The sequence below is a fragment of the Telluria antibiotica genome (genome assembly GCF_011682055.1).
GTDB classification, from domain to species: domain Bacteria; phylum Pseudomonadota; class Gammaproteobacteria; order Burkholderiales; family Burkholderiaceae_D; genus Telluria; species Telluria antibiotica.
This window is the reverse complement of record NZ_JAAQOM010000017.1, coordinates 133,639-149,925: the sequence shown is the minus strand read 5'-3', so window position 1 is coordinate 149,925 and position 16,287 is coordinate 133,639. Positions and strand designations below refer to the sequence as shown.

Here is a 16,287-nt window from a genome sequence, read left to right as displayed (position 1 = left end):
CTCGCTGCTTTGGTTGCCGTCGACTTGGCGGCAGTCTTTTTCGCAGCCGGCTTGGCAGCGGCCTTGCTTGCCGACTTGGACGCGGTCGACTTGGCGGCGGTCTTGGTTGCTGCGGCTTTCTTGGCTGCCGGTTTGGCGGCGGTCTTGGTTGCTGCGGCCTTCTTGGCTGCCGGTTTGGCGGCGGTCTTGGTTGCTGCGGCCTTCTTGGCTGCCGGCTTGGCGGCGGTCTTGGTTGCTGCAGCTTTCTTGGCTGCCGGTTTGGCCGCGGTCTTGGTTGCTGCGGCTTTCTTGGCTACCGGTTTGACGGCGGTCTTAGTTGCTGCAGCTTTCTTGGCTGCCGGTTTGGCGGCGGTCTTGGTTGCGGCCGATTTGGCGGCCGGGGCCTTGGTTGCAGCGGCCTTTTTCGCTGCCGGCTTGGCGGCGGCTTTGGTGGCTGCGGTTTTGCTTGCCGGTTTATCTGCTGCTGCCTTTGCGGCCGGTTTGGTGGCGGCTTTTGCGGCCGGCTTTGCTGCTGGTTTCTTCGCGGCGGTTGCCATTTTGTGTTCTCCTTCTCTGCGATGAGAAATTTACGCTACATGATTTGAACCCGTCCAACCCAGTCTGCTTGGTCGGGCGAATTATTCATCGGCGCAAACGCGGCGTTTGCGTCAATGAATCCGGCACCAGCCGAACTACCGCGGCAATTCGATAAAACCCGTAAAAGCCCGGGCATCCATTCTCGAATTGCGTTATACTGTATTTTCATACAGTAGAACGACTCCACGGCACTTCGGCTATCGTCGTCGCCGACGACCTAATCGACTAAAGTCCGATGGTTCACTGCGCTGTTCACATCACAGCCCGCAGGGCCGCGAAAAGAAAAAGCCGCCATACCCGACGTTTATCAGGCAATGCGGCTTGTTCTTTTCGCTAAGCTTTACGTGCATACTGAATGAATCAGCGTCCCTTTTTTGATCGGTTTGTTTCCCGTTTGACGCTACCAAAATCAGCGTCTTCACGTTTTGACAAATTCAATCACGTAAAGTACACGAAAACCTTGTCAGTGCGCAACCCACACACAATAATTTTCGTATCTTTTACGGGGCGAACCCGCGATAGCATCAATCGAAACGATCGCTGCGATAACGGTTGATTCCTTCCTCGTTCTGCTTGGTCTCCAAAAACAAGCGCGCAAATCGATGCGCCACGTTACTGCCATTTCGTATAAAGCCTTTATCTAAAGGCGATATTCAATATTCACGCTTGACCCGCGGCAATCCGGAGCAAGTCCATCTTGCACAACCACGCGAGTCCGCGCAGCAAAGTCGCCCGGTCGCACGGTCCGAGTGCGTCGAGCAACTCGTCGACCTGCATCGGACGCGATTCGATCGATCCGAAGATCTGCCCAAACTCTTCCAGCGTCGGCAGCGCCGCGTGCGCGTAGCGGTTGATCGCGAGTTCGCGATACTGGCGCAACAGCGCGAGCGACGCATCGGGCGCGAGTTCGACCATCGAGGCCGGCGTGATCTGCATCGTGGGATACGTGGCGAACAATTCGAACGGATCGAGCCGGTCCGGCACGGACGGGGGCAGCGCGGGGCCGAGTGCCGCATCGGCGCGGCGCCGTTCGTCGAGCTCGCGCCACAACGCGCGGTAGCGCCCGAACACGACGGCCCAGTCGAATTCCGCGCGCACGCGCCGGCGCGCGTGGTCGCCCAGCTGGCGCCGCAGCGCCGCGTCGTCGGCGAGTCGTGCGCACGCCTGCGCGAGGGCCGCACCGTCCAGCGCGACGGCCTGGCTCGTGTGGCCGCAATACGTGTCGTGGCTGTCGACGCCGTCGTCGTAGCGCTGCGCGAGATCGAGCCCGGCACCTGCCCCCGGCATCACGGTGGGGATGAGATAGCCATCGACGCCGTCGCGCACGATGTCTCGATAGCCGTCCCAGTCGCTGACGATGCACGGCAGGCCTGCCGCCATCGCGGCCAGCGGTGCCTGGCCGAATGTTTCCTGCACGGTGTCGGCAAGCGAGATGAAGACGTCGGCGGCGGCCCAGGCATCTGATTCGTCCGTGGCGTCGCGGCTATCCAGCACGGACAAGCGCACGGATGGGCATAGTTGCGCGGCCGCTTCATGAAAAGCCTTGTCGACTGCGTCGTCGGCGAACGAGCCGCACAGCACGAGATGCACGCGCGCACCGTTCTGCGCCGCCCGTTCGAGCGCGACGAACATCTGTTGCGGATGCGCCTTCGCGCAGAACGACAAGCGCCCGACGAACAGGAAGACGACGTCGCCGCCCGCGATGCCGAGGCGCTCGCGCGCCGCGTCGCGGCGGGACGGATCGGCATCGAAGTCGGCCGCGTGCACGCCGAGCGGGATCAGGGGCAGTTGCGGCAATTCGAAGCGCTGCGCACCGAGGCGCGCACTCAAATACTCGGCCTGGCGCTCGAGCACGCGGCGCACGCTGTCGCGCACGGCGCGCGACGTGCAGATCACGGCGTCCCAGCTGCGCACGGGCGCCACGAGCAGGCTCGCGAGGCTCGACATCACGGCATGGCCCGCCGTCGCATGCGTGACGCCGCACAGGCTGTAGCGGCGCTCGCCGATGCCGAGGCGGCGCCACGCGAGCCGTTCGATGCCGGGCGCGGGATGGTACAGCGTGCCGTAGCGCTCGAGGTCTTGCGGGTGGCCCTGGGCGATCCATTCCACCTGGCCGGCGTAGCCGTATTCGCGCAGCAGGCGCTCGCCCTCGGCCGCGTGGGCCTGGCCGCCGGCGAAGCAGCCGACCGCTTCGAGATCGGGCGCGGCCGCGACGGCGCGCAGCAGTCCGGCGCCCGCGGCCTCGCGGCCCGAATGGCCGTCGGGCGCGTTGTGAAAGGCGAAGCGGTCCGTCATGCGACCTCCCCGGCGTTCACGTGCGCGACGCCTGCGCCGCTGCGCGCCCGCACATGCCGCATCGGCCGGCGCGACCGGCACTGCGGATTCTGGCGGATGACGAGGACTCGGACCATGGCTTCGATCGACGATGACGACATCGATTGGATTGAATTGAGCGCATGATAGCCTCAGTGAGAAGCTTGTGGCGCAAGGCACGCATAAAAATCGTGATGAAGACGCCGCATGATCGATGGGGCGTCTTCTTTGCGCGACTCCACGACCCTTGCGAACACGGTGCACGCGCCTCGATGACGGGCGCATCTGCGTGATCCTCGCGTGCCGACGTCGTGCGTCGACACAGCGTGGCGCGGCGTGTCTAGCGATCGGCGATCGCGATCGCGGACCAGTGCACGTCGACCACGGGCGTGCGCGTTGCGCGGTCGCGGCGGTAGCTGTGGAAGGTGTGGCGGCCGTCATCGCGGCGATGGCACATCGTGCATTCGGTGTGTGACGCGACGCGGCCGATGCCCGCACGCTCGAGCTGGCGACGCACGATGGCGGGCAGGTCGAGCATGCGCCCATGCGGCGCGACGAAGCGCGGCGCGAAGTCCCAGCGCGCGACGAAGCCGTCGATCACGTCCTGCCCGACCTCGTAACAGCATGCATGCGCCGCCGGCCCGGCGACCGCGATCCACTCGGCCGGATCGCCGCCGCGCGCACGCACGAGCGCCGCGAACGCATCGACCATGCCGTCCATCGCACCGCGCCAGCCGATGTGCAGCGCCGCCACTTCGCGCATGTCCCGCCGCGCGAGCAGCACCGGCACGCAGTCGGCGGTGGAGATCGCGAGCAGCAGGCCGGGACGGTCCGTCAGCATGCCGTCGGCTTCCCCGCAATCCTCGTTCGCCCGCGTCGCGACGGCGATGCGGGTGCCGTGGCGTTCGCGCTGGAACGGACGCCGCGGCCAGTAGCCGGGCAGCAGCGCGGCCATGTCGTCGTGGCGCGTGCCGAAGCCGTGCACGATGGCGAGGTCGTCGATGAGCGGACTGGTGAGCATGACGGATGCGGGGACAAGTGCCGAAAGGGCGGCAGCATAACATGGTGCCGGCGGCCGGTGCGGCGGTCGATACGCGAGAAGCTGAAGCGCATCTATCGCAATGCCCGCGTCAACCTGCCGCGGCAGGCTTGCTAGACTAGTGGTTTAGTTCTCGATGAGACGCGATGACGACCGATCCTGATCTGCCCTGCCTGCCCCTCGACAGTCCACGTTGGCATGAACTCGAGCATGCGTATGGCAAGGCCAGCGACATGCCTGCACTGCTGCGCGAACTCGCCTCTCTACCGCCAACGGGTCCGGACGACGAACCGTGGTTTTCTCTGTGGAGCGCGCTGGCGCACCAGGGAGACGTGTATCCGGCGTCATTCGCGGCCGTGCCGCACGTGGTGCGTGCACTGGCCACTGCGCCCGATCGGGCCGGTGCCGGCTACCTGCAGTTTCCGGCGTGGATCGAAATCTGCCGCAAGCGGCAAGGCGTCGCCGTGCCGCCCGACCTGCACGATGCCTATTTCGCGGCATTGGCTGCCCTGCCCCGCTTGATCGCGGCGGCCGCCGTACGCCAGTGGGATGACGAATTCCTCGCGTGCGCGCTGGCGGCGCTGGCGGCAGTCAAAGGGTCGGACGACGTGGCGGAAGCCGCGCTGGAACTGACGCCGGAAGCGGCTGGCGATTTCCTCGCCTGGCTCGACGACCGTTGAGCTGAGCGGCCCCGTAAATAAAAAAGCCCGCCGGGTGGCGGGCTTCGTCGTGCATATCGGGCGCGCCGGGATCAATCCCAGTTCAGCGCACCACCGGTCTGGTACTCGGTCACGCGCGTCTCGAAGAAGTTGCGTTCCTTCTTCAGGTCGATCATCTCGCTCATCCACGGGAACGGGTTTTCCTCGTTCGGGAACAGCGGGTCGAGGCCGATCTGGACGGCGCGGCGGTTCGCGATGAAGCGCAGGTAGCCCTTGAACATGGCTGCGTTCAGGCCCAGCACGCCGCGCGGCATCGTGTCTTCGGCGTAGCGGTATTCCAGGTCGACGGCCTTCAGGAACAGTTCCTTGATCTCGTCGCGGAATGCCGGCGTCCACAGCTGCGGGTTTTCCATCTTGATCGTGTTGATCAGGTCGATGCCGAAATTGCAGTGCATCGATTCGTCGCGCAGGATGTACTGGTACTGCTCGGCGGCACCCGTCATCTTGTTCTGGCGGCCCAGTGCGAGGATCTGCGTGAAGCCGACGTAGAAGAACAGGCCTTCCATCAGGCAAGCAAACACGATGATCGAGCGCAGCAGCTTCTGGTCGTTTTCCAGCGTGCCGGTGTGGAACGTCGGATCGTTGATGACCTCGATGAACGGGATCAGGAACTGGTCCTTGTCGCGGATCGACGGGATCTCGTTGTAGGCGTTGAAGATTTCCTTCTCGTCCAGGCCCAGCGATTCCACGATGTACTGGTACGCGTGCGTGTGGATCGCTTCCTCGAACGCCTGGCGCAGCAGGTACTGGCGGCATTCCGGCGCCGTGATGTGGCGGTAGGTGCCCAGCACGATGTTGTTCGCGGCCAGCGAGTCGGCAGTCACGAAGAAGCCGAGGTTGCGCTTGACGATGCGGCGCTCGTCTTCGGTCAGGCCGTTCGGGTTCTTCCACAGCTCGATGTCGCGCTGCATGTTCACTTCCTGCGGCATCCAGTGGTTGGCGCAGCCGGCCAGGTATTTGTCCCACGCCCACTTGTACTTGAACGGTACGAGCTGGTTGACGTCGGTCTTGGCGTTGATGATGCGCTTGTCGTCCGCGTTCACGCGCTTGGCGACGTCGGCGGCGCTGGCTTCAGCGGTAGCGGCGGGGGCCGGTGCGGCGGCCGGTTCATCGTCCCAGGAGAGGGCCATGATGTTTTTCCTTCTTGAATTCTTTTAGCGGCATCGCCCGGCGGTGCCGAGCGATGCGGGTTGATACGTCAGGGTGTCGTTCTGCTTAGTTCAGCTTATTGGCAAGCTTCGCACTCGTCGAAGCCCGCGTCGCCCGGGCGCAGGTAGCAGGCGGCGCCGTCCACGACGTCCGGTGCTGCTGCAACCGGTGCCGCCGGCGCAGTTGCTGCCGAGACTGCGGCCGGTGCTGCCGTCAGACCGCCGTCGACCGCCACGGCGTTCAGCGCGCCGGTACGGGTGGTCGACTTCTCCATGTGCGTCGCGGCGATCGTGCGCAGGTAGTACGTGGTCTTCAGGCCGCGCAGCCAGGCCAGTTTATACGTCTCGTCCAGCTTCTTGCCCGAGGCGCCCGCCATGTAGATGTTCAGCGACTGGGCCTGGTCGATCCACTTCTGGCGACGCGACGCGGCTTCCACCAGCCACTTCGGCTCGACTTCGAACGCCGTGGCGTAGATGTCGCGCAGGTCTTGCGGGACGCGGTCGATGCGCGACAGCGAGCCGTCGAAGTATTTCAGGTCGTTGATCATGACCTCGTCCCACAGGCCGCGCGCCTTCAGGTCGCGCACCAGGCAGGCGTTGATCTCGGTGAATTCGCCCGACAGGTTCGACTTCACGTACAGGTTCTGGAACGTCGGCTCGATGCAGGCCGACACGCCGATGATATTCGAGATGGTCGCGGTCGGGGCGATCGCCACGCAGTTCGAGTTGCGCATGCCGAACTGCTTGATGCGGTTGCGGACGATGCTCCAATCCATCGATTCCGACGTGTCCTGCTCGAGGTAACCGCCGCGCTCGTCAAGCAGCAGCTTGATCGAGTCCTGCGGGAGGATGCCGCGGTCCCACAGCGAACCTTCGTACGACTGGTAGCGGCCGCGTTCCTCGGCCAGCTCGGTCGACGCCAGGTAGGCGTAGTAGCAGACGGCTTCCATCGAGCGGTCGGCGAATTCGACGGCCTTATCGGACGCGAACGGCACGCGCATCATGTGCAGGCAGTCCTGGAAGCCCATGATGCCCAGGCCGACCGGACGGTGGCGCAAGTTCGAGTTCTTGGCCTTGTCGACGGCGTAGTAGTTGATGTCGATGACGTTGTCGAGCATGCGCATTGCCGTGCGGATGGTCTTCTGCAGCTTGACCACGTCCAGCCCGTCGCCCTTCATGTGCGCCGGCAGGTTCACGGAACCCAGGTTGCAGACGGCGATTTCGTCTTCGTTCGTGTTCAGCGTGATCTCGGTGCACAGGTTCGACGAGTGCACGACGCCGACGTGCTGCTGCGGCGAACGGATGTTGCACGGGTCCTTGAACGTGATCCACGGGTGGCCCGTCTCGAACAGCATCGACAGCATCTTGCGCCACAGGTCGAGCGACTGCACCTTCTTGTGCACGGTCATCTCGCCGCGGGCGGCCTTTTCTTCATACTTCAGGTAGGCCTCTTCGAACGCCTTGCCGACCTTGTCGTGCAGGTCCGGCGCTTCCGACGGCGAGAACAGGGTCCACTCGCCCTTTTCCATCACGCGCTTCATGAACAGGTCGGGAATCCAGTTCGCCGTGTTCATGTCGTGCGTGCGGCGGCGGTCGTCGCCCGTGTTCTTGCGCAGGTCGAGGAATTCCTCGATGTCCAGGTGCCACGTTTCCAGGTAGGCGCAGACGGCGCCCTTGCGCTTGCCGCCCTGGTTGACGGCGACCGCGGTATCGTTGGCAACCTTCAGGAACGGCACGACGCCTTGCGACTTGCCGTTCGTGCCCTTGATGCGCGAGCCCAGCGCGCGCACCGGCGTCCAGTCGTTGCCCAGGCCACCGGCGAATTTCGACAGCAGCGCGTTTTCCTTGATGGCGTCGTAGATGCCTTCCAGGTCGTCGGCGACGGTCGTCAGGTAGCACGACGACAGCTGCGAGCGGCGCGTGCCCGAGTTGAACAGGGTCGGGGTCGAGCTCATGAAGTCGAACGTCGACAGCAGGTTGTAGAACTCGATGGCGCGCGCTTCGCGGTTCTCTTCACGCAGCGCCAGGCCCATCGCGACGCGCATGTAGAACGCCTGCGGCATCTCGATGCGGGTGTCGCGGATGTGCAGGAAGTAGCGGTCGTACAGGGTCTGCAGGCCGATGTAGCCGAATTGCAGGTCGCGGTCGGCGACGATCGCCTTGGCCAGTTTCTGCAGGTCGAACTTGCCCAGCTCTTCGTCCAGCAGCTCGGCGTCGATGCCCTTGGCGATGTATTGCGGGAAGTACGTGACGTATTCGGCGGCGGCACCGGCTTGCGGCACTTCCTTGCCGAAGATCTCCTTGCGGATCGAGTGCAGCAGGATGCGTGCGGTGACCTGGCTGTAGGCCGGATCCTTTTCCATCAGCGCGCGCGCAGCCAGCACGGCCGACTTGTGCAGTTCCTCGACCGGCACGCCGTCGTACAGGTTCTTCACGGTCTCGGCCAGGATGGCGTCGGCGTCGACGTGCTTTTCCAGGCCCGCGCAGGCGGCGTTGATCAGGCTCGACACTTCGTTCATGTCCAGCGGACGGCGCACGCCGCCGTCGACGACGGTGAACTGCGGGGTGGCGATCTGCGCGGCGCCGGAGGCTTCCTTGGCGGCGCGGCGCTCTTCCATGCGCTTGGCGCGGTAGAGCACGTATTCGCGCGCGACGTCATGCTCGCCCGAACGCATCAGGGACAATTCCACCTGGTCCTGCACATCCTCGATGTGGAAGGTACCGCCGTTCGGCTGGCGGCGCACCAGCGCCGCGACCACGTTGTTCGTCAACTGCTCGACCAGTTCGCGGATGCGCGCCGACTCGCGGCCCTGCTCGCCGTTCACGGCCAGGAAAGCCTTGGTCATCGCAACGGCGACCTTGCTCGGCGCGAACGGCACCACGGCGCCGTTACGGCGGATGATGCGATAGTCGCCATTCGCGACCAGTTCGGCCGCACTCGCTCCTGCCGCGGCGTGCGGGTTGATGGAAATGTCCGAAGATGTTTGCATTGAGCCTCCCAGCATGGCGTCGTTACGAATGCCAGCGCCTTCTCGAATTAGGTAGATGAGAATCCCCTCGTCGGTAACGAGGGGAGAGCTGCCAACTCATCAAAATTGGCAACTCGATAACTTTCTGCCGATAAAAAATAGGAGCTGCAATATTGAGAAAAACGCGGTTGCGCCCCTATCCTCTTCTGTTCGGCATTAAGGCCGTTGACCACTAGATGTAGTAGACAACGGCCTTACAGACCTAATTGTAGTCGATGTACAGGAATTTTAAGAGCTCTGCCACCAAGATTTTTTCCTTGACATCGATCAGGTCCGATACCTGAAGCCTCCACGCCGAAGTAAGCACTAACATTGATTTTCTGGCGCGTTTCGCGCTGCTTACTATTCGTGCAAAAACGGCCCAAAACGCGCCGATTTGGGTTTGCTGCGTTGGCGAAAAGGCCACGCCGGTTCACGGTTCGGGCGCGTGGATATCCAGCTTTTGCATCTGGTAGCGCAGCTGCCGGACGCTGATCCCGAGCAGGCTCGCGGCCTGCGTGCGGTTGAACTGGGTCTGGTTCAGCGCGCGCAGGATGATGTCGCGCTCGACCTGGCTCAGGTAGTCCGGCAGGTTGCTCGGCAATGCGTCGGCACTCGGCGGTTGCGCCGACGCGGGCGGTGGCGCGGCGGCTTCCGGCACGGCGCCGCTCTCCTCTTCCGGCGCCGCCACGCGAACCGGCGCAACCGGCGCAGCGGCCACAGGCTGCGGCACGACGGCCGCATCGCCAATCTTCGCCCCTTTCAGCAGCAGGTCACCCGTTTCGATCACGCCGTCGTCCGCGAACGCGAGCGCGCGTTCCAGCACGTTCTCCAGTTCGCGCACGTTGCCGGGAAACGCATAGCTGCGCAGCGCGTCCAGCACGCCCGGGCCGAGGCGCGCGCCGCCCGGGCCGGCCAGGCGCGCGAGGATGGCGTCCACCAGCAGCGGCAGGTCGTCGAGGCGCTCGCGCAGCGGCGGCAACGTGAGTTCGATGACGTTCAGGCGGTAGAACAAGTCCTGGCGGAAGCTGCCGTTCTCCACGCACTTCGCGAGGTCCTTGTGCGTGGCGCTGATGATGCGCACGTCGACCGGTTCCTCGGCCGTCGCGCCGATCTTGCGCACGCGCCGCTCCTGGATCGCGCGCAGCAGCTTCACCTGCATCGCGAGCGGCAGGTCGGCCACTTCGTCGAGCATCAGCGTGCCGCCGTTGGCGGCCTGGAAGAAGCCGTCGCGCTCGTCGTTCGCCCCCGTGAACGCGCCCTTGCGGTAGCCGAAGAACTCGGCCTCCATCAGCGCCTCGGGAATCGCGCCGCAGTTCACGGCGACGAACGGCTTGCCGGCGCGCGCGCTCTGGGCGTGGATCTCGCGCGCGGCCAGTTCCTTGCCGCTGCCCGATTCGCCGTTAATGGCGATCGGCGCCTGCGAGCGCGCCAGCCGGGCGATCTGCGCGCGCAGCGCCTGCATCGCGGGCGACGCCCCGATCAGGCGCGACGTGCCGCCCGGCGCATCCGCGGGCTGCGCGGCCGGGTCGGACAGCTTCAGCGCCGAGCGCACCATCGCGCGCAAATCGTCCAGCACGACGGGCTTCGACACGTAGTCGAACGCGCCGGCCTTCAACGCGACGACGGCATTCTCGGCACTGCCGTACGCCGTGATCACGGCAATCGGGGTGCTTTTATGATTGGCGGCGACCTCGCGCACGAGTTCGAGGCCCAGGCCGTCGGGCAGGCGCATGTCCGTCAGCACCAGCGCATAGGCCTTCTGGCCCAGCAGCGCGCGCGCCTCGCGGACGGTCGCCGCGCTGTCCACGTCCAGCCCCATCTTGAGCAGCGTGATCTCGAGCAGCTCGCGCAGGTCGGGTTCGTCGTCGACCACCAGGATGCGGGGTGAGCTCATGGCTATCTATGTTTCCGTGACGTTAGATGGATGCGGCGAAGGTGATCACGAAACGGCCGCTGGCCTCGCCCGTGCCGCCGTCCGGGCCGGTGTCCTCCGTGCGGTATTCGTAGTCGAGCATCGCGCCGTTGTTCAGGCACAGCTCGCGCGCCAGGTACAGGCCCAGTCCCGTGCCCTTGCTCGACGTCGTGTAGAACGGCTCGAACAGGTGGGCGCGCACTTCCGGCGTGATCCCGGGGCCGTCGTCCTGCACGTGCAATTCCATGCGGCCCGTGGGGTCGACGACGGGGCACACGCGGATGCTGGCCGGCTTGCCGCTGGCGTAGCGGATCGCGTTGCCGAGCAGGTTCACGAGCACCTCGCGCAGGTGCATGCCGTCGAAACGCACGCTGCGCCCGCCGGCATCGCCCACCCACACTATATCACTCGCCATGTCGTGCATTTCCGTGAATTCGGCCCGCAGCTCGGGCAGGAAGTCGTCGAGCGCCACGGGCGTGCCGTTCGGCTGCACCTTGCGCGACAGTTTCAGGATGTCCTCGACCATGCGGTTCACGCGCGCCACGTTGTCGTTCACGATGCGCAGCAGGCGCGTTTCGGCCGGCCCGTGCAGGTCCTCCGCCAACAGTGACGTCGCATGGCCGATCGCCGACAGCGGGTTCCTCACCTCGTGCGCGATGCTGGCAGTCAGGCGCCCCATCGACGCGAGCTTGAGTTGCTGCGCCTGGTTCTCGATGGCGCTCACGTCCTGCAGGAACACGAGGCTGCGCTCGGCCGCCCCCTCGGGCGTGTCCACGCGCGCGAAGCGCAGCTTCAGGTGCACCGGCTGGTCGAGGCGGCCGCGCACCGGCCCTTCCGTCTCGTGCCAGCGCTTGACCGTGACGTAGCCGTCCGGCGCGCCGGCGCCGTGGGCGACCCAGGCCGCGAAGCTCTGCGCCACCGGCTCCAGCGCCGGCACGTCGGTCAGCAGGAAGGCCGTGCCCTCCTCGCCCGGCTGCACGTCGAGCCCCAGCATGCGCCGCGCCGCCGGGTTGCCGCCGAAGACCGTGCCGTCGCGCCCGAGCACGAGGATGCCGTCGGCCACGTCGTCCACGACGATGCGGTAGATCGCCTGCTGGATGCGCAAGTCGGCGCCGCGGCGCGCGGCCAGCTCTTCCTGGTTGATCAGGCGCGCCGCCAGGCGGTTCACCACCAGCACGACCGCGAAGAATGCGGCGCCGGTCAGGCCGGCCTGGGTCAGCGGCAGGTCGTCGCCGCGCGTGAGCGCCTGCCACGTGCTTTCGCCCAGCATGACCAGGGTCGCCAGCGCGGCCGAGAACAGCGCGGGCACGAGCGGCGCGAGGATCGCGGCACCGGCCAGCGGGAACAGGTACAGCAGCGCCAGGCCGCTGCGCATGCCGCCGGCGGCCAGGTACAGCAGCGAGATCGCCACGATGTCGACGAGCACCTGGCCGAACAACTGCCACAGGAAGCGCCGGCGCCAGCGCTGGGTGACGAGGGCGAACAGCAACGCGGCCAGCAGGTAGGCGATGCAGGTCTCGGCATACACGGTGCCGTCCACGCGGCCGCGGCGCACGTCCAGCGACAGGTACAGCAACAGCACGAGCGCGATCACGATGCGCGTGACCGTGAGCGTCTGCAGCGAACGCCAGAACGTCGAGCGCGACTCGGCGGAAAGAAACGGCCAGGGCGCCATGCGGCGGCTTACCTGGTTTCCAGTTGCGCGTGCGCGGGGCTGCAGTAATCGCGGCCTTCGGACCGCACGGCTTCGGACGCCGGGAAATAGACGCCGCAGCGGGCGCAGCACAGCATCGGTTCGGACTTGTCCTCGACGCGGCTCCATGCCGTCGCGTCGGCACCGGCCGGCGCCGCCCCGGCGCCCTGGCCTTGCGCGCGCTCCAGCGCGGCGCGCAGTTTGCTGCGCACGGCCATCACCACGAGGATGACGAGCGCAATCCAGAAAAGCAGTCGCGTCATACGAACCCCCGGTGCAGAACGACTTCAAATACGAAACGGCTGCCGACGTACGCCAGCGCCAACGTGGCGAATCCCGCCAAGGTGAAGCGCAGCGCCGTCTTGCCGCGCCAGCCGCGCCAGCGGCGTCCGGCCAGCAGTGCGGCGAACAGGAACCACGACAGCAGCGCAAAAAAGTTCTTGTGGTCCCAGCGCAGCGCGCGGCCGAACAGCTGTTCGGAGAACACGACGCCCGACAGGACGGTGAGGCTGAGCAGGACGAAGCCGATGCCGATCATGCGGAACAGCAGCCGCTCCATCGTGAGCAGCGCCGGCAACTGGTCGATCGCGGCCCCCAGCCAGCCCTTGTTCGCGCGCTTCGTGTGCAGCCGCACCTCCTGCAGCGCCATCAGCACGGCGTGGAAGGCGGCGATGGTAAGCGTGCTGTACGCCGACACCGCGACCGCGACGTGCCACCCGAACGCGGGCGACTGGTCCTGCACGGGCATCAGGTTGCCGGGGAATAGCGGCGGCAGGATCGCCGCGACTGCCGCGCACGGCATCACCATGCGGCGCATGCTGTCCAGCGCGAAGTTGCGGTTCTCGATCCAGTACGCGGCAACGGAAATCCACAGCGCGGCCGACAGCATGAACGCGAAGCCGACGCGCAAGGTGCCGTTCGACACGATGTCCGGCCACAGCGCCAGGCCATGCACGGCCCAGGCCACGGCCGTCACGGCCGAAATGGCCGAGCCCCGCCGCGACGGCAGCAGGGCGCATACCGCGTACAGGATGGCCGCGGCGATGAATAGGGTAAGTTGCATACGCGCGAGTCTACACCATCCGGAATGGGCGGGAACAGCTTGGCTTTTTATCAATCGACAGCGGCGGCCTTGATTTCGGCGTCGTGGTGGCGCTGCTGCTCTTCCATCACCATCAGTCCCAGTTCACGCTTGAGTGCGTTGAACTCGGGCGCGGCCGGATCGCGCAGACGCGGCAGCTCGACGAGCATGTCGCGCTTGATCGTGCCCGGCCGGTACGTCATGACGACGATGCGATCGGCCAGGTAGATCGCTTCCTCGATGCTGTGCGTGACGAAGATGACCGTCTTCTTCAGTTCCGCCCACAGGCGCAGCAACTCGTCCTGCAGGTTGCGCCGCGTGAGCGCGTCGAGCGCGCCGAACGGTTCGTCCATCAGCAGGATGGGCGAGTCGAGCGCCAGCACGCGCGCGATCGCCACGCGCTGGCGCATGCCGCCGGACAGGTCCTTCGGGTAGCGCTTGGCGAAGTCTTCCAGCGACAGGAGTTTCAGCAGCTCGGCCACGCGTGCGGCGATCTGCGCGCGCGCCATGCCCTTGATCTCCAGGCCGAAGCCGACGTTCTGCTCCACCGTCATCCACGGGAACAGCGCATATTCCTGGAACACCATGCCCCGCTCGGGTCCGGGTCCGGTGACGGGAACGCCGTCGGCCACCACGGTGCCCGACGTGGGCGGCGCGAAGCCGGCGACCGCGTTCAGCAACGTGGACTTGCCGCAGCCGGAAGGCCCCAGCAGACAGACGAACTGGCCACGCGGGATCTCGAGCGTGATGTCCTGCAGCGCGACCATCCTGCGGCCGTCGCCGTCGAACACCTTGCTGACCTTGTCGATCACGATGTGTGCAGCCATGTCAATGCTCCAGGCCGCGGTGCCAGCGCAGCAGATAGTTGTTCAGCCGGTTCATGCCGGCGTCGATGGCGAGGCCCAGCAGGCCGATCGTGATCATGCCGGCGATGATCTTGTCGGACCAGAAGTACTCGCGCGCCTCGAGGATGCGGAAGCCGAGGCCGTTGTTCACGGCGATCATCTCGGACACGATCACGACGATGAACGCCGTGCCGATGCCGATGCGCATGCCGGTCAGGATGTACGGGACGGCCGCCGGCAGGATCACGCGCAGGAACATCGTCGGCCCGCTCGCGCCGAGGTTGCGCGCCGCGCGCAGGTAGATGCCGTCGACCTGGCGCACGCCTGCGATCGTATTCATCAGCACGGGAAAGAAGGCGCCCAGCGCGATGAGGAAAATGGCGGGCGGATTGCCGAGGCCGAACCACAGGATCGACAGCGGGATGTAGGCGATCGGAGGAATGGGCCGCAGCAGCTGGAACAGCGGGTTCAGCCAGCCATACGCGACACGGCTCGCGCCCATGACGAGGCCCACCGGCAGCGCGAGGCCCGCGCCGACGAGGAAGCCGACGATCACGCGGTACAAGCTGCCAATGGCGTCCGTGATCAACTCACCGGACACGGCCCACGCGAACCAGTTGCCGTGGTTCGTTTCGTGCCAGGTCGCGAAGTCCTGCAGCGGCAGCAGGTACGCGACCCATTTGCGCCAGACCTGCAGCGGCGACGGCAGGATGTTCTCGTTGACCCATCCCATGCCGGCCACCCACTGCCAGATCGCGATCGCGACGACCGGCACGACCATGCCGATTGCGATGTCTTGCCACCTGCGTTTCGTCATTCCAGTTCCCCCGCACGCAAATGGTGGGCACGGGGTGCCCACCCTACGTCACTGCAATCGTAGGGTGGGCGGCCTCCGCCCACCAAACATCATTTGATATTCAGGCTTTTCTTGGCCTCGTCCAGCAGATCCGTCTTGACCCACTGCGTCGCCACCGGCGGCTTGGCCATCCGGCCGACGCCCGTCTTGACCATGATGTCCGTCGTGGTCTGGATGTGCGCCGGCGTGATGTCGTAGGAGTACGGCGAATTGCTGATCGCGTCGTCGAAATCGTCCTTCGTGATCTGGCCCTTGAACACGACTTCGCGCACGTATTTCTCGGCCAGCGCGGGGTCCTTGATGAAGGCGTTCGTCGCCATCACGAAGCAGCGCATGAATTTCTCGGCCACCGCATGTTTGGTGCCATAGAACTTCTCCGTCATGACCATCGTGCGCACCGGTTCGCCGATCGGGGTGTCGTACGGCTTGATGACTTCGACGCCGAAGCCCTTGTTGATCGCCTGCGACGATTGCGGCTCCGACTGCATCATGGCGTCGATGTTCTTGCCCAGCAGCGCCTGGTTGAGGTCCGCGTAGGCCAGGTAGACGATCTGCACGTCCTTGCCGGGCGCGGCGTCGGCGGACAGGCCCGCCTTCTGCAGCTCGGCCATCAACAGCACTTCCTGGATGCCGCCGCGCGTCACGCCCACCTTCTTGCCCTTGAGGTCCTTCACGCCCTTGATGCCGCCGTCCGTCCGCGCGACGAGGCGCACGCCGCCCTTGGCGAAGCCGGCCACGACGTAGATCGGCGCACCGCCGGCGCGGCCCGAGATGGCGGCCTCGGACGCCGTCGCACCGACGTCGAGCTCGCCCGCGATGATGGCCTGCATCACGTCCAGGCCCTTCGCGAACACGCGCTCCTCGACCTTGATGCCGCATTTCGGTGCGATTTCCTTGATGTACGAGACGGCACCGTAGTGCGCGAACTTGAGATTGCCGAGCCGGACGACGTCCTGGGCCTGGGCACCGCCCGCGGCCAGCAGCGCGGCGACGACGAGGGTCTTGCGGAACACGTTTGCTTTCATTGCCTCTCTCTCCGATTGGGTACGATCGTTATTGGAATGAACTGCATGTGCTGCAGCGGCCGCGAACGG

Annotated in this window: 13 protein-coding genes; 1 reads left to right on the top strand and 12 read right to left on the bottom strand. The window is 65.6% G+C overall.

Features of this window, described 5'->3' with window-relative positions:
* The 3 genes from HAV22_RS24915 to HAV22_RS24905 all read right to left on the bottom strand — a co-directional run.
* A partial coding sequence (locus tag HAV22_RS24915; protein WP_208296362.1) for a hypothetical protein occupies positions 1 to 536 on the bottom strand: 536 nt, incomplete at its 3' end.
* A gap of 700 nt (positions 537 to 1,236) precedes the next feature.
* Positions 1,237 to 2,871: a glycosyltransferase family 4 protein gene (locus tag HAV22_RS24910; RefSeq protein ID WP_166862902.1), complete on the bottom strand. Its 1,635-nt coding sequence runs from the start codon at positions 2,869 to 2,871 to the stop codon at positions 1,237 to 1,239.
* Positions 2,872 to 3,229: 358 nt separating this feature from the next.
* Entirely contained in the window at positions 3,230 to 3,910 is a 681-nt protein-coding gene (locus HAV22_RS24905) for a purine nucleoside phosphorylase YfiH/LACC1 family protein (RefSeq protein WP_166862900.1), read from the bottom strand.
* A 164-nt stretch (positions 3,911 to 4,074) separates the two neighbouring features.
* Here HAV22_RS24905 and HAV22_RS24900 point away from each other — a divergent pair, with 164 nt between their 5' ends.
* On the top strand, positions 4,075 to 4,608 hold the full coding sequence (locus HAV22_RS24900) for a hypothetical protein (protein ID WP_166862898.1): 534 nt from the start codon (positions 4,075 to 4,077) through the stop codon (positions 4,606 to 4,608).
* 71 nt (positions 4,609 to 4,679) lie between these two features.
* Here the strand turns inward: HAV22_RS24900 and HAV22_RS24895 are convergent, their stop codons facing one another.
* The 9 genes from HAV22_RS24895 to HAV22_RS24855 form a co-directional block, all read right to left on the bottom strand.
* A complete protein-coding gene (locus HAV22_RS24895) occupies positions 4,680 to 5,777 on the bottom strand; it encodes a ribonucleotide-diphosphate reductase subunit beta (protein WP_166862896.1) in 1,098 nt (365 codons plus the stop codon).
* A gap of 95 nt (positions 5,778 to 5,872) precedes the next feature.
* Positions 5,873 to 8,785, bottom strand: coding sequence for a ribonucleoside-diphosphate reductase subunit alpha (locus HAV22_RS24890; RefSeq protein WP_166862894.1), 2,913 nt, complete (start codon positions 8,783 to 8,785; stop codon positions 5,873 to 5,875).
* 451 nt (positions 8,786 to 9,236) lie between these two features.
* Entirely contained in the window at positions 9,237 to 10,700 is a 1,464-nt protein-coding gene (locus tag HAV22_RS24885; RefSeq protein WP_166862892.1) for a sigma-54-dependent transcriptional regulator, read from the bottom strand.
* A 22-nt stretch (positions 10,701 to 10,722) separates the two neighbouring features.
* Positions 10,723 to 12,393 carry a sensor histidine kinase gene (locus HAV22_RS24880; RefSeq protein WP_166862890.1) on the bottom strand — a complete coding sequence of 557 codons (1,671 nt, stop codon included), beginning with the start codon at positions 12,391 to 12,393 and terminating at the stop codon, positions 10,723 to 10,725.
* An 8-nt stretch (positions 12,394 to 12,401) separates the two neighbouring features.
* A complete protein-coding gene (locus HAV22_RS24875; RefSeq protein ID WP_166862888.1) occupies positions 12,402 to 12,674 on the bottom strand; it encodes a PP0621 family protein in 273 nt (90 codons plus the stop codon).
* Positions 12,671 to 13,474 carry a cytochrome C assembly family protein gene (locus tag HAV22_RS24870; protein WP_166862886.1) on the bottom strand — a complete coding sequence of 268 codons (804 nt, stop codon included), beginning with the start codon at positions 13,472 to 13,474 and terminating at the stop codon, positions 12,671 to 12,673. Before HAV22_RS24870 ends, HAV22_RS24875 begins: the two co-directional genes overlap by 4 nt.
* A 50-nt stretch (positions 13,475 to 13,524) precedes the next feature.
* Positions 13,525 to 14,319, bottom strand: a complete 795-nt coding sequence (locus HAV22_RS24865; RefSeq protein ID WP_166862884.1) for an ABC transporter ATP-binding protein — start codon at positions 14,317 to 14,319, stop codon at positions 13,525 to 13,527.
* A gap of 1 nt (position 14,320) precedes the next feature.
* Positions 14,321 to 15,154: an ABC transporter permease gene (locus tag HAV22_RS24860; RefSeq protein ID WP_166862882.1), complete on the bottom strand. Its 834-nt coding sequence runs from the start codon at positions 15,152 to 15,154 to the stop codon at positions 14,321 to 14,323.
* Between the two features lie 89 nt (positions 15,155 to 15,243).
* A complete protein-coding gene (locus tag HAV22_RS24855) occupies positions 15,244 to 16,218 on the bottom strand; it encodes an ABC transporter substrate-binding protein (RefSeq protein WP_166862880.1) in 975 nt (324 codons plus the stop codon).
* Positions 16,219 to 16,287 lie beyond the last annotated feature (69 nt).